At 62.7% G+C, this 17,100-nt stretch carries 18 protein-coding genes and 2 pseudogenes; 9 read left to right on the forward strand and 11 right to left on the reverse strand.

The features are described 5' to 3' along the window. Nucleotides 1–10: 10 nt before the first annotated feature. Complete coding sequence (uraH, locus tag K675_RS0125800; RefSeq protein ID WP_026145542.1) at nucleotides 11–364, forward strand: hydroxyisourate hydrolase; 354 nt, start codon at nucleotides 11–13, stop codon at nucleotides 362–364. Between the two features lie 126 nt (nucleotides 365–490). Here uraH and K675_RS0125805 read toward each other — a convergent pair whose 3' ends face one another. The 3 genes and pseudogenes from K675_RS0125805 to K675_RS0125815 form a co-directional block, all read right to left on the reverse strand. Continuing rightward, nucleotides 491–1,117, reverse strand: a complete 627-nt coding sequence (locus tag K675_RS0125805; RefSeq protein ID WP_017906352.1) for a LysE family translocator — start codon at nucleotides 1,115–1,117, stop codon at nucleotides 491–493. 79 nt (nucleotides 1,118–1,196) lie between these two features. Beyond that, nucleotides 1,197–2,546: pseudogene (locus K675_RS31405) on the reverse strand (NCS2 family permease). A 266-nt stretch (nucleotides 2,547–2,812) separates the two neighbouring features. After that, entirely contained in the window at nucleotides 2,813–3,253 is a 441-nt protein-coding gene (locus K675_RS0125815; protein WP_026145543.1) for a MarR family winged helix-turn-helix transcriptional regulator, read from the reverse strand. Between the two features lie 83 nt (nucleotides 3,254–3,336). Here K675_RS0125815 and K675_RS0125820 point away from each other — a divergent pair, with 83 nt between their 5' ends. Beyond that, nucleotides 3,337–4,503, forward strand: a complete 1,167-nt coding sequence (locus K675_RS0125820) for a PLP-dependent aminotransferase family protein (protein WP_017906356.1) — start codon at nucleotides 3,337–3,339, stop codon at nucleotides 4,501–4,503. A gap of 10 nt (nucleotides 4,504–4,513) precedes the next feature. Then, nucleotides 4,514–5,116, forward strand: coding sequence for a glutathione S-transferase family protein (locus tag K675_RS0125825; RefSeq protein WP_017906357.1), 603 nt, complete (start codon nucleotides 4,514–4,516; stop codon nucleotides 5,114–5,116). 48 nt (nucleotides 5,117–5,164) lie between these two features. Here the strand turns inward: K675_RS0125825 and K675_RS0125830 are convergent, their stop codons facing one another. The 5 genes from K675_RS0125830 to K675_RS0125850 all read right to left on the reverse strand — a co-directional run bounded on the left by K675_RS0125830 (nucleotide 5,165) and on the right by K675_RS0125850 (nucleotide 7,940). Then, nucleotides 5,165–5,533, reverse strand: coding sequence for a glutathione S-transferase N-terminal domain-containing protein (locus K675_RS0125830; protein ID WP_017906358.1), 369 nt, complete (start codon nucleotides 5,531–5,533; stop codon nucleotides 5,165–5,167). 102 nt (nucleotides 5,534–5,635) lie between these two features. Then, complete coding sequence (gene folE / locus K675_RS0125835) at nucleotides 5,636–6,181, reverse strand: GTP cyclohydrolase I FolE (RefSeq protein WP_010449813.1); 546 nt, start codon at nucleotides 6,179–6,181, stop codon at nucleotides 5,636–5,638. Between the two features lie 78 nt (nucleotides 6,182–6,259). Further along, a complete protein-coding gene (locus K675_RS0125840; protein WP_017906359.1) occupies nucleotides 6,260–6,817 on the reverse strand; it encodes a Smr/MutS family protein in 558 nt (185 codons plus the stop codon). A 76-nt stretch (nucleotides 6,818–6,893) separates the two neighbouring features. Next, nucleotides 6,894–7,217 (reverse strand): hypothetical protein, encoded by a 324-nt coding sequence (locus K675_RS0125845; protein WP_017906360.1) that lies wholly within the window; start codon nucleotides 7,215–7,217, stop codon nucleotides 6,894–6,896. Nucleotides 7,218–7,349: 132 nt separating this feature from the next. Continuing rightward, entirely contained in the window at nucleotides 7,350–7,940 is a 591-nt protein-coding gene (locus tag K675_RS0125850) for a cysteine hydrolase family protein (protein WP_026145544.1), read from the reverse strand. A 219-nt stretch (nucleotides 7,941–8,159) separates the two neighbouring features. Between K675_RS0125850 and prmB the strand changes: the two genes are divergently transcribed. Beyond that, nucleotides 8,160–9,068, forward strand: coding sequence for a 50S ribosomal protein L3 N(5)-glutamine methyltransferase (gene prmB / locus K675_RS0125855; protein ID WP_017906362.1), 909 nt, complete (start codon nucleotides 8,160–8,162; stop codon nucleotides 9,066–9,068). Between the two features lie 79 nt (nucleotides 9,069–9,147). Here the strand turns inward: prmB and K675_RS0125860 are convergent, their stop codons facing one another. Both K675_RS0125860 and K675_RS0125865 read right to left on the reverse strand, forming a co-directional pair. After that, nucleotides 9,148–9,939 (reverse strand): hypothetical protein, encoded by a 792-nt coding sequence (locus K675_RS0125860; RefSeq protein WP_017906363.1) that lies wholly within the window; start codon nucleotides 9,937–9,939, stop codon nucleotides 9,148–9,150. Between the two features lie 99 nt (nucleotides 9,940–10,038). Further along, on the reverse strand, nucleotides 10,039–11,040 hold the full coding sequence (locus tag K675_RS0125865) for an alpha/beta hydrolase (protein ID WP_198291685.1): 1,002 nt from the start codon (nucleotides 11,038–11,040) through the stop codon (nucleotides 10,039–10,041). Between the two features lie 82 nt (nucleotides 11,041–11,122). Between K675_RS0125865 and aroC the strand changes: the two genes are divergently transcribed. The 4 genes and pseudogenes from aroC to K675_RS33995 all read left to right on the forward strand — a co-directional run. Beyond that, on the forward strand, nucleotides 11,123–12,214 hold the full coding sequence (gene aroC / locus K675_RS0125870; RefSeq protein WP_017906365.1) for a chorismate synthase: 1,092 nt from the start codon (nucleotides 11,123–11,125) through the stop codon (nucleotides 12,212–12,214). After that, entirely contained in the window at nucleotides 12,214–13,368 is a 1,155-nt protein-coding gene (locus tag K675_RS0125875) for an MFS transporter (protein WP_017906366.1), read from the forward strand. The genes aroC and K675_RS0125875 overlap by 1 nt, the downstream gene beginning before the upstream one ends. A gap of 25 nt (nucleotides 13,369–13,393) precedes the next feature. Further along, nucleotides 13,394–13,939, forward strand: coding sequence for a hypothetical protein (locus tag K675_RS0125880; RefSeq protein ID WP_017906367.1), 546 nt, complete (start codon nucleotides 13,394–13,396; stop codon nucleotides 13,937–13,939). Nucleotides 13,940–14,352: 413 nt separating this feature from the next. Continuing rightward, nucleotides 14,353–14,532: pseudogene (locus K675_RS33995) on the forward strand (helix-turn-helix domain-containing protein); the annotation flags it as partial. Between the two features lie 18 nt (nucleotides 14,533–14,550). Here K675_RS33995 and K675_RS0125890 read toward each other — a convergent pair. Then, entirely contained in the window at nucleotides 14,551–14,823 is a 273-nt protein-coding gene (locus K675_RS0125890) for a DUF3509 domain-containing protein (protein WP_017906369.1), read from the reverse strand. A gap of 379 nt (nucleotides 14,824–15,202) precedes the next feature. On the opposite strand from K675_RS0125890, the gene K675_RS0125900 reads away from it, so the two are divergent. Then, on the forward strand, nucleotides 15,203–17,041 hold the full coding sequence (locus K675_RS0125900) for a long-chain-acyl-CoA synthetase (protein WP_017906371.1): 1,839 nt from the start codon (nucleotides 15,203–15,205) through the stop codon (nucleotides 17,039–17,041). Nucleotides 17,042–17,100: the final 59 nt, after the last annotated feature.

Below are 17,100 nucleotides of genomic sequence, written 5' to 3' on the forward strand. Positions count from 1 at the left end.
CGCAGAAGCAATGGGACGTTTGACTACGCATGTTTTGGATGCCGCGCACGGCTGCCCGGGCAGCTCGATCACGGTCGAGCTGTATCGGGTCGAAGGCGCCGGGCTGGAGCTGGTTGCCACGGCCGTGACCAATAGCGACGGCCGTTGCGATACGCCGCTGCTGCGGGGCGATGACTACCGATCCGGGGTTTATCAGTTGCAGTTCCATGCCGGTGACTACTATCGGGCCCGTGGCGTGACGCTGCCGGAGCCGGCCTTTCTCGATGTGGTGGTGCTGCGCTTCGGCATCAGCGCCGAGCAGGAGCATTACCACGTTCCCTTGCTGATTTCGCCCTACAGCTATTCGACCTATAGAGGAAGTTAGATCCTCCCAGGCACTGCGTAACCACTTCTTCGGTTCCTCTTGCCCGCCCACACTGCGGGCTTTTTTATGCCCGGGTTTTGTGCGAGCGGGCTTGCCCGCGAAAAGGCCGTTACGCCGTGCCGCGATCTAACGGCTCAACAGCGAAGCCGCCCCCGCCCCGCTGAACAACCCGGCACTGACCCGGTTGAACCAGCTTTGGCCCCGGCCGCTGCGCAGGTATTTCGCCGCCCCGTGGGCGCCCAGGCCGTAGGTCAACTTGCAGAGCAGGTCGAGCACGGTCCAGGTGGCGATCATCACCAGCAACTGGCCGAGGAACGGCTGGTCGGCCTTGAGAAACTGCGGCAGGAAAGCGGCAAAGAACAGAATGTCCTTGGGGTTGCTCGCACCCAGCACGAACGCGCGCCCAAACAGGGCACGAAAGCGCGGTACTGGCGCAGCGTCGGGCACATTGGCCGCCCGCGCCGGCTGACGCGACTGCTGCCAGCTTTGCCAGGCGAGATAGAACAGGTACAGCGCGCCGACAATCTTCAGCGTGCTGAACAACTGCTCCGAAGCCAGCAGCAGGGCGCCCAGGCCCAGGGCCGAGGCGCTGAGCAGACAGATCGAGGCGCTGACGCCGCCGAGGAAGGCCGGGTACGAACGACGCAATCCGTAATTCAGGCTGTTGCCGATCATCAGCAGTGACAGCGGCCCGGGGATCAGGATCACCACCAGGGCGGCGCCACTGAACAGTAACCAGGTTTCCAGACTCATCAGGTTTTTCCCTCGTCCAAAGGCCCCATCGCAATGGGGCCGGTTGTTGTTTTAGTGGTCTGCCAACGTCAGCCTTCTCTCAAAGGAAGATGAACTTGGCGATGAAAATCACGCACAGTACCCACAGGCTGACAGAGATCTCCCCGAACCTGCCGGTCCCCGCCTTGAGTGCCACATAGGTGATGAAGCCCAGGGCGATCCCGTCGGCGACCGAGAACGTCAGCGGCATCATGATCGCGGTGACGATCGCCGGAATGCTCTCCGTCGCCTCTTCCCAGTCGATATGCGCCAGGCTGCCCATCATCAGCATCGCCACGTAGATCAGGGCCCCCGCAGTCGCGTACGCAGGGATCATGCCAGCCAGCGGGGCGAAGAACATCGCTGCCACGAACAGTATGCCTACAGTAACAGCGGTCAGACCAGTCCGACCACCTGCGGCGACACCGGCGGCACTCTCCACGTAGCTGGTGACCGGCGGAACACCGACCACCGCGCCGAAGACGCTGGACACGCTGTCGGCCTTCATCGCCCGCGACAGGTTCTCGATACGGCCATCGGCATTGACCAGGTTGGCGCGCTGGGCGACCCCCATCAGCGTCCCGGCGGTGTCGAACATGTGCACGAAGAGAAAGGCCAGCACCACGCTGATCATGCTGACATTGAAGACCCCCGCCAGGTCCATGGCCATTCAGGTCGGCGCCAGGCTCGGCGGGGCGGAGAAAACCCCGTGGTACTCGACCAGGCCCAGCCCCCAGCCGACCAGGGTGACGCTGATGATGCTGATCAGGATCGCGCCGAACACCCGGTGATAGCTGAGAATCGCGATCATCAGGAAACACACGGCGGCCAGCAGCGGGCCGGGCTCGTTCAGGGCGCCGAGCCTGAGCAGGGTGGCGGGGCTGGCGACGACGATGCCGGCGGTTTTCAGGCCGATGAGCCCGAGGAACAGTCCGACCCCGGCGCCCATGGCGTGGCGCAGGCTGACAGGAATGCTGTTGAGCAGCCATTCGCGGACCCGTGACAGGGTCAGGATCATGAACAGCACCCCGGAGATGAATACCGCGCCGAGCGCGGTTTCCCAGTGGTAGCCCATGGTGCCGACCACGGTATAGGTGAAGAACGCGTTGAGCCCCATGCCGGGCGCCAGCCCCACCGGCCAGTTGGCGTAGAGCCCCATCAGCAGGCAGCCCAGGGCGGCGGCGATGCAGGTAGCGACGAAGGCTGCCCCGTGGTCGATACCGGCATCGGCCATGATGTTCGGGTTGACGAAGATGATGTAGGCCATGGTGATGAAAGTGGTCACCCCGGCGATCAGTTCGGTTTTGACCGTGGTGCCGTGCAGTCTGAGCCTGAACAGGCGTTCCAGCAGGCTGGTGCTCGAGGACGGCGAGAGATCCAGCGTGGGTGCTTCGGATTTGCGGCTTTCCACAGCGATTACTCCTCAGGGTTTTATTGTTATTTCCAGAGCCGGGCGCGTCATCGTAGGCAACGGCTCCTTGAGGGAGTGCGGATTTTGTTGACCTAAAGGTCAGGAACTCACACGAAGCGGATTATGCTTTTGTATACAAATAAATCAAATAATGTTTTTGATGGTGTGTGCGATATTTCGGTGAGCCGGGCTATATCGCCTGGTGGTAGAGGGCGGGGCCGATTTGCGGCCCGGCGCGGGCAAGCCAGCTCGCCGTTGGGGCAGCGTCAGGCCTGGCGGCTCTCGCCCAAGGCCCGGTTGACCGCCATCCAGCCATCCACCGCCGCTTCGCCCGCCTGAGCAAAGGCCTTCTGCAACAGCTTGACCTGCTCGCGGCGCAGCGATTCTTCCAGACCGGTCCCGTCAGTGGTCAGGCACAGCAGGCGTTTGCGCTTGTCCGTCGGCGAAGCGACGCTCTGCACCAGCCCCATTTCCGTCAACTGGCGCAACGGCATGTTCAGCGCCTGCTTGCTGACGCCCAGGCGATCGAGCAGTTCCTTGACGCTCAGGTCCGGGTAGCGCGCGATGAAAAACACGATCCGCTGGTGCACCCGACTCAGGCCGCGACGTTCGAGCATTTCGTCGGCCTTGGCGGTGAACGCCTGGTAGCCGAAGAAAAACGCCTCCATGGCGTCCTGTTGGGTATTGGAGTTTTTAAGGTCAAGCATATTGACGTATTGGCTCGTGGCGTCGTAATTTCGGTCAAGTATTTTGACTTATTCCTCTTCCGCTCCGCCACCGGTGACCTGTCATGGCCTTCTCCGAACGTGTTACGCGTCTCAAAAGCTCTCTGATTCGTGAAATCCTCGCTGCTGCCCAGCGTCCCGAGGTGATGTCGTTTGCCGGCGGGCTGCCGGCCGAGGCGATGCTGCCGACGCTGGAGTGGGAGGGCATGCCACGCGCCATGGGCCAGTACGGCATGAGTGAGGGCGAGCCGGCCCTGCGTGAAGTGCTGGCGGCCCAGGCGCGGGCCCTGGGGGTCGACTGCCAGGCCAGCCAGGTGTTGGTGCTCGGCGGTTCCCAGCAGGCCCTCGACCTGGCCGCCAAGCTGCACATCGACAAGGGCACCGAAATCCTGCTGGAAGGGCCGACCTACCTGGCGGCCCTGCAGATCTTCCAGTTGTTCGGGGCCGATTGCCTGAGCGTTCCTCAGGAGTCGGACGGGCCCGACCTGCGGCAGTTGCGCGAGCGCCTGGAACGGCATCGGCCGGCGTTCGTCTACCTGATCCCGACATTCCAGAATCCGTCCGGCGTCTGCTACAGCGAGGCCAAGCGCGCCGGTGTCGCGACGTTGCTGGATGAGTTCGGCGTGACCCTGATCGAGGACGAGCCCTATCGCGAACTCAGCTACGACGGGGTCGATGCCGTGCCGATCGTCGCCCGTCTGAAGAAGGCCAGCTGGATCTACACTGGCACCGTCTCCAAGACCTTGGCCCCTGGGCTGCGGGTCGGCTACCTGATCGCCAGTCCCGACCTGTTCCCGCACCTGCTCAAGCTCAAGCAGTCGGCGGACCTGCATACCAACCGCGTCGGCCAGTGGCAGGCGTTGCAGTGGATCGGCACGGAAAAATATCGCCAGCACCTGCAGGCTTTGCGCAGTTTCTACCGGGGTCGCCGGGACGCGTTCGCCGCAGCGCTGGAACGGCATTTCGCCGACCTGGCCGACTGGCACGTGCCCCAGGGAGGTTTGTTCTTCTGGTTGACCCTCAAGCAGCCGCTGGATACCCGCACCCTGCTCGACGCTGCACTGGCTCGGGACGTCGCGTTCATGCCCGGCGAACCTTTTTTTGCCGAACCGGAGCGTAATCCGGGTAATCTGCGTCTGAATTTCAGCCATATCGCGCCGGAGCGCCTGGACGAAGGTCTGGGTCGACTGGCCGCTGTCGTACGTCATGCACAGGCCGCAAAAGCGGCTTAAGGGGAGGGCCATGTACAAGGTTTATGGGGATTACCAGTCGGGCAACTGCTACAAGATCAAGCTGATGCTGCATCTGCTGGGGCAGGAATACCGTTGGCACCCGGTGGACATCCTCAAGGGTGACACCGAGACCCCCGAGTTCCTGGCAATGAACCCCAACGGCAAGGTACCGGTGCTGCAACTGGAAGACGGCACCTGCCTGTGGGAGTCCAATGCCATCCTCAACTTCCTGGCCGACGGCAGCGAGTTCCTGCCGACCGAGCCGCGCCTGCGTACCCAGGTGCTGCAATGGCAGTTCTTCGAACAGTACAGCCATGAGCCGTATATCGCGGTGGCGCGTTTCATCGAGTTCTATCTGGGCTTGCCCGAGGAGCGGCGCGAGGAGTACCTCAAGCTGCAGAAGCGTGGGCACAAGGCCCTGAAGGTGATGGAGAAGCAGTTGCAGCAGACGCCGTACCTGGTCGGTGAGCATTACTCGATCGCCGACATCGCGTTGTATGCCTACACCCATGTTGCCCATCAGGGCGGTTTCGACCTGAGTGCCTATCCGGCCATCCAGGCGTGGCTGCGGCGGGTGGCGAGCCATCCCCGGCACGTGACGATGGAGGGCTGATCGATCGCCCCGGGTACCCGGCATATGCCGGGCTCCCGGGGCGTCGTTTCAGGCGGCGAAGCGCTTGTCCAGGTAGTCGATGATCACCTTGGATTCGTACATCCAGGTGATCTGGCCGTTTTCCTCGATACGCAGGCACGGCACCTTGATCTTGCCACCCTGTTCGAGCAGGGTCTGGCGATCCTGTTCGTTGTTCTTCGCATCGCGCAGGGCCACCGGCACGTTCAGGCGGTGCAGGGTGCGGCGGGTCTTCACGCAGAACGGGCAGGCGTGGAACTGGTACAGGGTCAGGCTCTTGGCGGCGGCGTCGACCTTGGCCTGGTTCTCGGCGCTGCGCTGCTGCTTGCGTGGACGGGTGAGGAAGTCGATGAGGATGATGAGCTGGCCCAGGCCGACTCGAAGGGCTTTGACTAACACGGGATAGCCTCATGGGGCGGTGGAGTAGGCGGGCAGCTTACCTGATTTTCTCCAGGCGAAAAAAACCGGCGATGAACGCCGGTTTCTTCAGGTCGCCCGGTGTTACTTGATCAGGGCGAGGAACTCGCTGCGGGTCGCCGCGTTCTCGCGGAATTCACCGAGCATCACCGAGGTGATCATCGACGAGTTCTGCTTCTCGACACCGCGCATCATCATGCACATGTGCTTGGCCTCGATCACCACGGCAACGCCCAGGGCACCGGTGACCTGCTGGACCGCATCGGCGATCTGGCGGCTGAGGTTTTCCTGGATCTGCAGGCGGCGGGCGTACATGTCGACGATCCGCGCGACCTTCGACAGGCCCAGCACCTTGCCGCTCGGAATGTAGGCCACGTGGGCCTTGCCGATGAAGGGCAGCAGGTGGTGTTCGCACAGCGAGTAGAGCTCGATGTCCTTGACCAGAACCATTTCGCTGTTATCGGAGCTGAACAAGGCACCGTTGGTGACTTCTTCCAGGGTCTGTTGATAACCGCGGCAAAGGTACTGCATGGCTTTGGCGGCACGCTTTGGCGTGTCGAGCAAACCCTCGCGGGAAACGTCCTCGCCGAGTTGACCGAGGATCGCCGTGTAATTCTGTTCCAGGGACATGAATCTACCTGTGGGAGTTTACGCAAAGGCCAAGGATACGGCGGCTGGCAGCCGCCTGCAAATTCGATGACGGTTCGGTTACTCGTCGCGGCCTTCCATCATGGTCCGCTTGAGCATCACATACACCGCTCCAGCCCCGCCGTGGCGGGCCTGGCAGGAGGTGAAGCCGAGCACCTGGGCATGCTGGCGCAGCCAGGTGTTGACATGGCTCTTGATCATCGGGCGCTTGCCGTCCAGGCGCACCGCCTTGCCGTGGGTGACGCGCACGCAGCGGATTTCGAACTTCGTCGCTTCGGCCAGAAACGCCCAGAGGGTTTCCCGGGCCTTTTCCACGGTCATGCCATGCAGGTCGAGGCTGCCTTCGAACGGGATCTGGCCGGCCTTGAGCTTGCGCATCTGGCTTTCCTGCACGCCGTCACGGGACCAGTACAGCTCGTCCTCGGCGCCGACATCGATCACGAACTGGTCGGACAGGCCGTCCACCGTGGTGACTTCACTGCGCACGGTGGCCGCCTGGCGCAGCTTGGCCAGTTGGGCGCGGTCGGACTTGGGTTTGCCGGTATCGGCACGATCGTGCTTGATCGGCTTTACACCGCGGATTTCGCTTTGAAACAGGGAAAAATCGTCGTCTTGCATGTCAGTCTCCGCAGGAACCGCCAGTTTACCCAAGTGGTGGGCTTCACGTCACAGGCGATTCCTGGAAGACCCCGGGTCAGTCGTGCTTTTTCATCAGGTGCGGGGCCATGTTCAACGACTGGCCGCGACGCATCCGCCGACGGCAGCGGCGCCACAGCCACACACCGACGTACAGCACCAGCAGCCCCAGCACCAGGATCACCGTCGAGGCGCCCGGGTTGGTGTTCAGTTCCCCCATGGCCGGGGCGTGCCCCAGCAGGCTGGCGATACCGGCCATCGTCATCAGCACACCGAAAGTCGCCAGCAGCGCCGCGAAACCGGCGCCCAGACGCGAACGCCAATTGCTCTCGCCCTTGGGGCGCAGTCGGCGGGCGTCGAATCCATCATCGGATATCTTCATTCCGATTTCCTCTCTGATTATCGGCCGTTCGACCGGGAGATGGTCGGCTTGTTCCGGACGCGGTGGGGAAATCGGAGAATGAGGGGGGCGCTAACGGATGGGCGGTCGTCCGGATCGCCCATTCCGGCTGGCTCAGATCAGGTCCCTGGTCAGTGCCAGGGTGGCGAAATTGTCGGCCATGATTGCCATCTCGGTACGCTGAACCTGGGCGGCACTGATGATCTCGCCCTTGTGGGGCAGATCGCGGGTGGCACAGGCATCTTCCACCAGGGTGCAGCGGAAACCCAGGTTCTTGGCGGCGCGTACGGTGGTGCTGACGCTTGAGTGGCTCATGAAACCGCAGACGATCAGGTCCAGCGGGCCGAGGTCCTGCAGCTGTTTTTCCAGGCCGGTGCCATGGAAGGCGCTGGGCAGCAGCTTGCCGATCAGTGTTTCGTCACCCTGGGGCTCGAGGCCTGGAATGAACTGGCCGCGTTCGCCCTGTGGATCGAACAGGCCGCCAACGGTCCCCAGGTGGCGCACGTGCACGATCGGCCGGCCGGCCACGCGGGCGGCAGCGAGCAACTGCTTGATGTTGTCGACGGCTTCCTGCATGCCGGACAACGCGAGCGGGCCGCTGAGATATTCTTTCTGGGCGTCGATGATCAACAGGGTGGCGTGGTTCAGATTGGCTGCTGCGTAACCTCGGCCACTGAGTTGAAACATCGTCTTTGGAACGGACATTCGGGGGGCTCCTGTGCGTGGGGCTTTTGCCTATTGTCCTCCGGCTGAGCGTTTATGTGAATCGCTACCGACGCAGGCGCCGTGGTTACTGGCTTGCAGCCATGTCAATAGACGACTGCCAGGGGGCCGGAAAGTGCTCGATGATGTCTTTTTGCCTTGTTTCCACCCGGCGTCCGTTTGGCTGTTAGAATCGCCCGTCGTTTTTTCAGGAGTCTACCCGTGATCACTTCCCGCCTGCGCACCCTGCGCGACCACATCCGTTGGGCTGTCAGCCGTTTTCACGGCGCGGAGCTGTTTTTCGGCCATGGTACCGACAACGCCTGGGACGAGGCTCGGCAACTGGTGCTGGGCGCCTTGCACCTGCCTTGGGAAATTGCCGACAGCTACCTCGACTGTCGGCTGGAAGACGACGAACTGACCCACCTGCAGCACCTGCTCAAGCGTCGCATCGAAGACCGCGTGCCGACCGCTTACCTGCTGGGCGAGGCCTGGTTCTGCGGGTTGCCGTTCATTGTCGACGAGCGCGTGCTGATCCCGCGTTCGCCGATCGGCGAACTGATCGAAAGCCGCTTCGCCCCCTGGCTGGGTGCGGAACCGGCGCGCATTCTCGACCTGTGCACCGGCTCGGGCTGCATCGGCATTGCCTGCGCCTATGAGTTCGAAGAGGCGGAGGTGGTGCTGGCAGATCTGTCCTTCGAGGCGCTGGAGGTGGCGAACCGCAATATCGAGCGTCATGGTGTCGATGAGCGCGTGTTCACGGTCCAGGGCGACGGTTTCGACGGTTTGCCGGGACAGCGTTTCGACCTGATCGTCTCCAACCCGCCGTATGTCGATGCCGAGGATTTTGCCGACATGCCCGCGGAGTACCAGCATGAGCCGGAGCTGGGCCTGGCTTGTGGCGACGATGGCCTGAACCTGGTGCGGCGGATGCTGGCCGAGGCGGCGGATCACCTGACCGAGAAGGGCCTGCTGATCGTCGAGGTGGGCAACAGCCAGGTGCACGTCGAGGCGTTGTATCCGGAAGTGGACTTTGCCTGGCTGGACTTCGAGCGGGGCGGGCATGGGGTGTTCATGCTGACGGCGCAGCAGTGCCGCGAGCACCAGGCGCTGTTTGCCTCGAGAATTTGATCGCTTTACAGCAGCCGGCGCATTTCCCTGCGGGAGCCGGCCGGGCGGCTCCTACAGAGGGGGGAGTGCGCCACCAGGTCTAACGGTGGGTGGCGATCCAGATCAGCAGGCCGGCCTGGAACACCGCGAAGGCCACCAGGCAGGTGATGGTGAAGCGCAGTCCGGTGTCTTCACGCTTGAACTTGCTGACCCGCTCTTCCTGTTGGCGCAGCTTCACTTCCTGCTCCTGCAGGTTCTGCTCGGCCTGCTGGAGCATCTGCGCGGCCTCGAGAATTTCCACGAACTGCACTTTCTCGGTGTTCCACTGGGCCAGCAGTTCGCCCACCTGCATGTCCTTGTAGCTGCCCTTGAGGTGTTGCGGGTCGGCGTAAACCACGTCGAAGCCCTGGACCCGCAGGAAATGGTCGCGACGCAGGCGGGTGTCTTCGTTCAGCGCATCCTTGTTCTGCAGGGCGGCGCCGTCGATGCGGTAGTGCGACCATTTCTTCTGCGCCCAGATCGCCGCCTGCGCCACCAGGAAACGCCCGATCCCACGGTTCCACGGCTCCACCTGCAGGCCGCCCTCGGGGCCGAAGTGCACGCGTTTGGTGGTGTGGTCGATCCACATGTCGAGCTGGTTCTGTTCCTTGCGCACCTTCTGCGCCGGCAACTGGATGTTCATGCGCAGCAGGCTGCGCTCCTTGCTGTTGCGCTCGGCGTAGCCGAACTGGACAAAGCGCAGGGGACGCCCGCCGGTGTTGCGATCGGTGGCCAGGGGGGCCAGGCGCAGCATCTTGAAGTGCTCGGGTTGCACATCGGCCCACGGCAGTTCCACCGGCGCGGGTTCGACGGCTTCGGCGTTGCTTTCGGGTGACGCTTGAGTTTCTGTCATTCGGCGAGATCCTGTCCGTGCCCAGCTTGCCGGTAACAATATCGATACCGGCAATGGCCTTATCGGCCGCTTCTGCCAGGACTGGAGGGCAAAATCGTCTCAATGGCGAGCAAGTCCGTCGATAAAGCCGGTAATCGGCTGTTCCAGGCCGGCGGCCAGCGGCAGTTGCGGGTTGTTATAGGAGGCCAACTGCTGCTGAATGTCCTCGGGCACGATGCGCAGAATGTGATTCATGCCGTCGATGATCGCCAACTGCGCATCCGGTTTCGCCGCCTTCAGCGCCTTGGCGTCGTCGACGCTGACCTGGATATCGTTGCGGCCCTGGACGATCAGCGCCGGTACCTTCAACCGGCCGAAGGCCGCGGCCGGGTCCTGTCGGAACAGGCTGATCAGATAAGGCTGGACGCTGGGGCGGAAGATCGGCTCCAGCGGTTGCGGAATATTGGCGTCCGGGTGCCCGGCCTTGAGGCTGTCGAGCAGTTCGTTGCTGCGCAGCATCAACGCCGGTGGCAGGCGCCTGGCCAACTGCTGGCGCAGCACCTGGTCGACCGGACGACCGCTGCCCGATACGGAAATGACCCCGGCGATATCCAGCTTCGGCGCGGCGAGGCTGGCGATCAGTGCGCCTTCGCTGTGGCCGAGCAGGATCAGTGGGCCCAGGCGTGGGTCGGCCTTGAGCTTTTCTCCCCAGGCCACGGTATCGGCGACATAGGCGTCGACGCTCAGATTGCGTTCGTTGGGCGTGGCCGCGAGGCTGGCCGCCACGCCACGCTTGTCGTAGCGCACACTGGCGATGCCGTGTCTGGCCAGCATCCAGGCCAGGCGCTTGAGGCTGTCGTTGCGTCCACCATCGGGATTGTTGCCGTCGCGGTCGGTGGGGCCGGAGCCGGCGACGATCAATACCACCGGTACCGGCCGGTCGGACTTGGGCAGCAGCAGCGAGCCGAACAGTTCGCCGTTGCCGCTATCGAGTTCGATCGGCCGTTGCAGGACGACACCGGCCTGGGCAAGGCCGCTGAACAGGGTCAAGGTCAGGAGCAGAATACGCAGCATCATGGGGCCATCATGGACAAGGTGCCGGTTGGACTCGCAACCGCCGATAAGGTTCGAGGATGAACTCGTCGGTTAGCCTGCGTATACTGGGCCGCTCGGTTATCTAGATCTGATTCGCGGAGCGTCCTGCATGTCCGGCAATACCTACGGCAAGCTGTTCACTGTCACCACCGCCGGCGAAAGCCATGGTCCGGCGTTGGTCGCCATTGTCGATGGCTGCCCGCCAGGCCTGGAGCTGTCGCTTGCGGACCTGCAGCGCGACCTCGACCGGCGCAAGCCCGGCACCAGCCGACACACTACCCAGCGCCAGGAGCCGGACGAGGTGGAGATCCTCTCCGGGGTCTTCGAAGGACGCACCACCGGCTGCGCGATCGGACTGCTGATTCGCAACACCGACCAGAAATCCAAGGACTACTCGGCGATCAAGGACCTGTTCCGCCCGGCCCACGCCGACTACACCTACCACCACAAGTACGGTGAGCGCGACTACCGTGGTGGTGGCCGCAGTTCGGCGCGGGAAACCGCGATGCGCGTGGCGGCGGGGGCGATTGCGAAGAAATTCCTCGCCAGCCAGGGCATCGTCATTCGTGGCTACATGAGCCAGTTGGGTCCGATCGAGATTCCCTTCAAGACCTGGGAGTCGGTCGAGCAGAACGCCTTCTTCAGCCCTGATCCGGACAAGGTACCGGAGCTGGAAACGTACATGGACCAACTGCGCCGTGACCAGGACTCGGTCGGCGCGAAGATCACCGTGGTCGCCGAAGGGGTGATGCCCGGCCTCGGCGAGCCGATCTTCGACCGCCTGGATGCCGAACTGGCCCACGCGCTGATGAGCATCAACGCGGTCAAGGGCGTGGAGATCGGCGCCGGTTTCGCCTGCGTGGCCCAGCGTGGCACCGAACACCGCGATGAGCTGACCCCTGAAGGTTTCCTCAGCAACAACGCCGGCGGCATTCTCGGCGGTATCTCCTCCGGCCAGCCGATCGTGGCGCACCTGGCGCTCAAGCCGACGTCCAGCATTACCACGCCGGGCCGCTCCATCGACATTCATGGCAACCCGGTGGACGTGATCACCAAGGGCCGCCACGACCCGTGCGTCGGCATCCGCGCCACGCCGATCGCCGAGGCGATGATGGCGATCGTGCTGATGGATCACCTGCTGCGTCATCGCGCGCAGAATGCGGATGTGCGGGTCGGTACCCCGGTGCTGGGCCAGCTGTAATGTCGGGAGCGCCGCTCCCTTACTGGCGGCTGTCCGGTTTCTACCTGTTCTATTTCGCCCTGCTCGGCGCCACGGCGCCTTACCTGGCGCTTTACTTCCACCACCTGGGGTTCGCCCCGGCGCGGATTGGCGAACTGGTGGCGATCCCGATGCTGATGCGCTGCGTGGCGCCGAACATCTGGGGCTGGCTGGGCGACTACACCGGCCGGCGCCTGCTGATCGTGCGCTGTGGCGCGGCCTGTACGCTACTGGCGTTCTCGCTGATCTTCCTCGACAAGAGCTACGCCTGGCTGGCGCTGGTCATGGCCTTGCACGCGTTCTTCTGGCACGCCGTGCTGCCGCAGTTCGAGGTCATCACCCTGGCGCACCTGCGCGGCCAGCCCGGGCGCTACAGCCAGATCCGCCTGTGGGGCTCGATCGGCTTCATCCTTGCCGTGGTGCTGATCGGCCGGTTGTTCGAATGGCTGAGTCTGGATATCTATCCGCTGACGATCGTGGCGATCATGGCCGGCATCACCCTGAGCACCGCCTGGGTACCCAATGCGCAACCGCTCGCCCATGACCAGCGGCCGGCAGGCGCGGGCTTTCTCAGTCAGTTGCGCAGCCCCGGCGTGCTGGCTTTCTATCTATGCGTCGCGTTGATGCAACTGAGCCACGGTCCCTATTACACCTTCCTGACCCTGCACCTGGAAAACCTCGGTTACAGCCGCGGCCTGATCGGCCTGCTCTGGGCCCTGGGGGTGCTGGCCGAAGTGCTGATGTTCCTTGGCATGAGCCGGATTCTCGCGCGGTTTTCCGTGCGCCGGGTGCTGGCGGCGAGTTTTCTCCTGGCGGCCCTGCGCTGGCTGCTGCTGGGCTCCTTCGCCGAACACCTGTGGGTGCTGCTGTTCGCCCAGTTGCTGCACGCGGCCACGTTCGGCAGTTTCCATGCCTCGGCCATTCATTTCGTCCAGCGCAGCTTCGGTTCGCGCCAACAGGGGCAGGGTCAGGCCCTCTACGCCGCGTTGTCCGGCACCGGTGGGGCCCTGGGCGCGTTGTACGCCGGCTACAGCTGGAACGCCCTGGGGCCGACCCTGACTTTCAGTATCGCCAGCCTGGCGGTCCTGGCCGCCGCGATTATCATTGCCACCCGCATGCAAGAGGAACGGCCCTGAGCCCTCCCCAGAGGAAATAGCAGCCATGAGCATTCTGTCCGTTTATCCCGTCAACAGCCCGGACCTGCCGAACAAGGTGCTGACCCACGTTGACGATATCGCCTCGACCCTGGCGGAGCGGGGCGTGCGCTTCGAGCGGCTGTCCGTCGCCACGCCGATTCGCCCCGGCACTCCTGAGGAGGACGTGTTCGAAGCCTGTCGGGCCCAGCTCGATTCCCTGATGAGTGAGCACGGCAGTGTCGCGGTCGACGTCATCAGCCTCGACGACAGTCATCCGCGGAAGGCCGAACGCTGCGCACAGTGGCTGCGCGAGCAGCGCCAGCAGGCCAGTGAAATACGGGTATTTCTTGGCGGGCGAGGGCTGCTCAGCCTGCATATCGACGATTATGTTTATGCCGTGCTGTGCGAAAGAAACGATCTGATCAGCATACCGGCCGGCACGTCGTACTGGTTCGACCTGGGCGAGGAGCCGCGTTGTGTGGTGGTCCGACTGTTCGACAGGACCGAGGGGGGCTTGGCCACTATGGTCGAGGACGATATTGCCGGTCGTTTTCCCCGTCTGGACGACTGAAGGCCTGGATTGCCGACATTAAACAGTCGCCGTACGGCTTGAGTGATTAAAACTTGAGTCGGAAGCGAATGTTTCAATTTGTAGGATGCTGCCTAATGAAATGTCGGCCATCCCTGTTTATGTTTGTGGTTGGTTGTTAATTCCCACTTCTGTGTAACTCTCTGTTTTCGGCGGTTGTTCGTTTGTTACCTCAAAGACATGGCAACAACTGTGCGAACTGTTGAAAGTCACAGGGAGGAACTGACATGAGCATCCCCACCATATTGGCGGCCGGTGTCGCGCAGATGGCCCGGCATCGGCCGACGGATATCAAGGAGTCGCGGGAGCCGCTTAAACAGGATGTTGTTCAGGTGCTGCTGCCGACACTGAAGAAGAACCGCCGCAATCGCCTGGCCAAGGCCCAGACCCTCAGCGAGAAGGAGCTGGAGGTGCTCAAGTGGGCCAAGGCGGGCAAGACGGTCTGGGAAATCAGCGTGATCCGCAATGTGTCCGAAGCCACGGTGAAGTTTCATCTACGCAACATTTATCACAAGCTGGGGGTGAGCAATCGTGCCCACGCTGTCGGCGAGGCCGTCCATCGCGGCCTCGTCTAGGTCACCCGCCATGCAGGCTCAGTGATAGGACGGCAGGGCAAAACGGTTCTGGCTCTGCAGCAGGGAAATGGCCGGCAATTCGCTGGGCTGGCCGGCGAGGTCGCGACGAATCGCACTGATCACCCAGGTCAGCTGTTCCGCGGTGTGCAATTGGGCGTAGGAGATCGAGCGTTTCATCTGCTTGCCGTCGCGGTCACGCAGTGTGAGCAGCACGCCGCCGTCGGGACGGGGCTGGGTGGTGACTTCGTAGTTGGAGAATACAGAAGAGAATTTTTCCTGGATCAGGTCCATGTCGATCAACTCCGTCAACTAGTGAATGGCTAGGGATGGAGTGAAAGGTGCAGTGATTGTGCCAGTATCTATTTTTTATAAAATTCTTGTAAATCAATGAGTTATGGTTTTATTGATTTCGGCCTGTCGTGCAAAATGCAAGATCGGCTGTCGTGCATCCTGCATTTTGCCCAGCGATGGCCGTTGCCGGCCCGGGCGAATGCGAGGATACAAAACTTTGCAAAACCTTCATGTACAGCTTCGCCGGGGTTGCCGTATTTTCGAGGCGAGACGGGGCCCTGGCGAGGCTTCGGGACCCGGGGCTGCAACAAGGACAGTGGGCGAGGTTGTCGGCCCGGACGACGTTCGCTCGATAATAATAAAAGACAGGATGTGACCCATGAACGTTCAAACCGATGACGTGATCACCTGGGGCATGATGCTCCGCAAGCTTCCTGCCGTGGCCAAGGCAATGCCGCGTGTCATTCGCGGACTCAAGTTGTCCAAGGTGAAAGCCCTCGACCAACCGTGCGGACTCGCCTGGAGTTTCGAGCAGGCGGTGGCACGCAATCCTTCGGGAGCTGCGCTGCTGTATGGCAACCGTTCCCTGACTTATCTGCAGACCAACCAGTGGGCCAACCGCATTGCCCATTACCTGATCGGTCAGGGCATCGGCAAGGGCGATGTGGTCGGTGTCCTGATCGAAAACCGCATCGAGCTGCTGGTGACGATCCTGGCGGTGGCCAAGGTGGGCGGTGTCTGTGCGATGCTCAACACGTCACAGACCCACGGCGCGCTGGTGCATGGCATCACGCTGGTGTCGCCCGTGGCAATGGTGGTCGGCGCAGAGTTGCTTGGGGCCTATTCGGCCGTGCGCGAGCAGGTGGCGATCGATCCGGCCCGGCATTACTTCGTGGCGGATCAGGACACCGATGCCGATCCGGGCGAGGCGCCCGCCGGCTGGATCAACCTGATGAGCGCCAGCCTCGGCCAGGACCAGACGAACCCGGCCAGCAGCCAGCAGATCTTCTGTGATGACCCGTGCTTCTATATCTATACCTCCGGCACCACCGGCCTGCCCAAGGCCGGGATCTTCCGCCACGGCCGCTGGATGAAGACCTACGCCAGCTTCGGCCTTATCGCTCTCGACATGGGGCCGCAGGACGTCCTCTATTGCACCCTGCCGCTGTATCACGCCACGGGCCTGTGCGTTTGCTGGGGCTCGGCGATTGCCGGGGCGTCGGGGTTCGCCTTCCGGCGCAAGTTCAGCGCCAGCCAGTTCTGGGGCGAGGCGCGGCGTTTCAATGCCACCACCCTGGGTTACGTGGGCGAGTTGTGCCGCTATCTGTTGGATCAGCCGCCAAGCCCCGCGGACAAGCACAACAAGGTGGTGAAGATGATCGGCAACGGTCTGCGTCCGAGCGTCTGGCGGGAGTTCAAGCAGCGTTTCGACATCGACCACATCAGCGAATTCTATGCCGCCAGCGATGGCAACATCGGTTTCACCAACGCGCTCAATTTCAACAACACCATCGGCTTTTCCCTGATGTCCTGGGCCCTGGTGGAATATGCCCCGGATTGCGGGACACCGCTACGCGACGCCGACGGTTTCATGCGCAAGGTGCCCAAGGGCGGCCAGGGCCTGCTGCTGGCGCGGATCGACGACAAGGCGCCGCTGGACGGCTACACCGAATCGGCCAAGACCCAGAAGGTCGTGCTGTGCGACGTGTTCGAAAAGGGCGACCGCTATTTCAATACCGGCGACCTGCTGCGCGATATCGGTTTCGGACATGCCCAGTTCGTCGACCGCCTGGGCGATTCCTACCGCTGGAAGGGTGAGAACGTCTCCACCACCGAGGTGGAGAACATCCTGTTGCAACATCCGCATATTGCCGAAGTGGTGGCCTACGGTGTGGAGATCAGCAACACCAATGGTCGGGCCGGGATGGCCGCGATCACGCCTGCCGAATCGCTGGCGACCCTGGATTTCTCGGAGTTGCTCAGTTTTGCCCGCCGGCAGATGCCCAGTTATGCGATCCCGCTGTTCCTGAGGATCAAGCTGAAGATGGAGACCACCGGTACCTTCAAGTACCAGAAGGGCCGGCTGCGGGATGAGGCGTTCGACCCCGGCAAGGTGGGCGACGATCCGATCTACGCCTGGCTGCCGGGCTCCGACACCTATGTACAGGTGACCGGGCGGATTCATGAAGAGATTCGTGCCGGCAAGTTCCGTTATTGATTCTGGCTATGGAAGGGCTTGAAAAATAAGGCATGACAGGGAAACTCAAGCTGGGGAAA

It is taken from the genome of Pseudomonas fuscovaginae SE-1 (assembly GCF_000364705.1).
Classification (GTDB): Bacteria; Pseudomonadota; Gammaproteobacteria; order Pseudomonadales; family Pseudomonadaceae; genus Aquipseudomonas; species Aquipseudomonas fuscovaginae_A.

What these genes read in the sequence shown, in the direction of transcription:
- K675_RS0125850 (WP_026145544.1), bottom strand. Translation starts at nt 7,940, where the DNA reads ATGTCCGTTCCAAAGACGATGTTTCAACTCAGTGGCCGAGGTTACGCA.
- folE (WP_010449813.1), bottom strand. Translation starts at nt 6,181, where the DNA reads ATGTCCCTGGAACAGAATTACACGGCGATCCTCGGTCAACTCGGCGAG.
- uraH (WP_026145542.1), top strand. Translation starts at nt 11, where the DNA reads ATGGGACGTTTGACTACGCATGTTTTGGATGCCGCGCACGGCTGCCCG.
- K675_RS0125825 (WP_017906357.1), top strand. Translation starts at nt 4,514, where the DNA reads ATGTACAAGGTTTATGGGGATTACCAGTCGGGCAACTGCTACAAGATC.
- K675_RS0125890 (WP_017906369.1), bottom strand. Translation starts at nt 14,823, where the DNA reads ATGGACCTGATCCAGGAAAAATTCTCTTCTGTATTCTCCAACTACGAA.
- K675_RS0125815 (WP_026145543.1), bottom strand. Translation starts at nt 3,253, where the DNA reads ATGCTTGACCTTAAAAACTCCAATACCCAACAGGACGCCATGGAGGCG.
- K675_RS0125845 (WP_017906360.1), bottom strand. Translation starts at nt 7,217, where the DNA reads ATGAAGATATCCGATGATGGATTCGACGCCCGCCGACTGCGCCCCAAG.
- K675_RS0125875 (WP_017906366.1), top strand. Translation starts at nt 12,214, where the DNA reads ATGTCGGGAGCGCCGCTCCCTTACTGGCGGCTGTCCGGTTTCTACCTG.
- K675_RS0125805 (WP_017906352.1), bottom strand. Translation starts at nt 1,117, where the DNA reads ATGAGTCTGGAAACCTGGTTACTGTTCAGTGGCGCCGCCCTGGTGGTG.
- K675_RS0125880 (WP_017906367.1), top strand. Translation starts at nt 13,394, where the DNA reads ATGAGCATTCTGTCCGTTTATCCCGTCAACAGCCCGGACCTGCCGAAC.
- K675_RS0125900 (WP_017906371.1), top strand. Translation starts at nt 15,203, where the DNA reads ATGAACGTTCAAACCGATGACGTGATCACCTGGGGCATGATGCTCCGC.
- K675_RS0125860 (WP_017906363.1), bottom strand. Translation starts at nt 9,939, where the DNA reads ATGACAGAAACTCAAGCGTCACCCGAAAGCAACGCCGAAGCCGTCGAA.
- aroC (WP_017906365.1), top strand. Translation starts at nt 11,123, where the DNA reads ATGTCCGGCAATACCTACGGCAAGCTGTTCACTGTCACCACCGCCGGC.
- K675_RS0125820 (WP_017906356.1), top strand. Translation starts at nt 3,337, where the DNA reads ATGGCCTTCTCCGAACGTGTTACGCGTCTCAAAAGCTCTCTGATTCGT.
- K675_RS0125840 (WP_017906359.1), bottom strand. Translation starts at nt 6,817, where the DNA reads ATGCAAGACGACGATTTTTCCCTGTTTCAAAGCGAAATCCGCGGTGTA.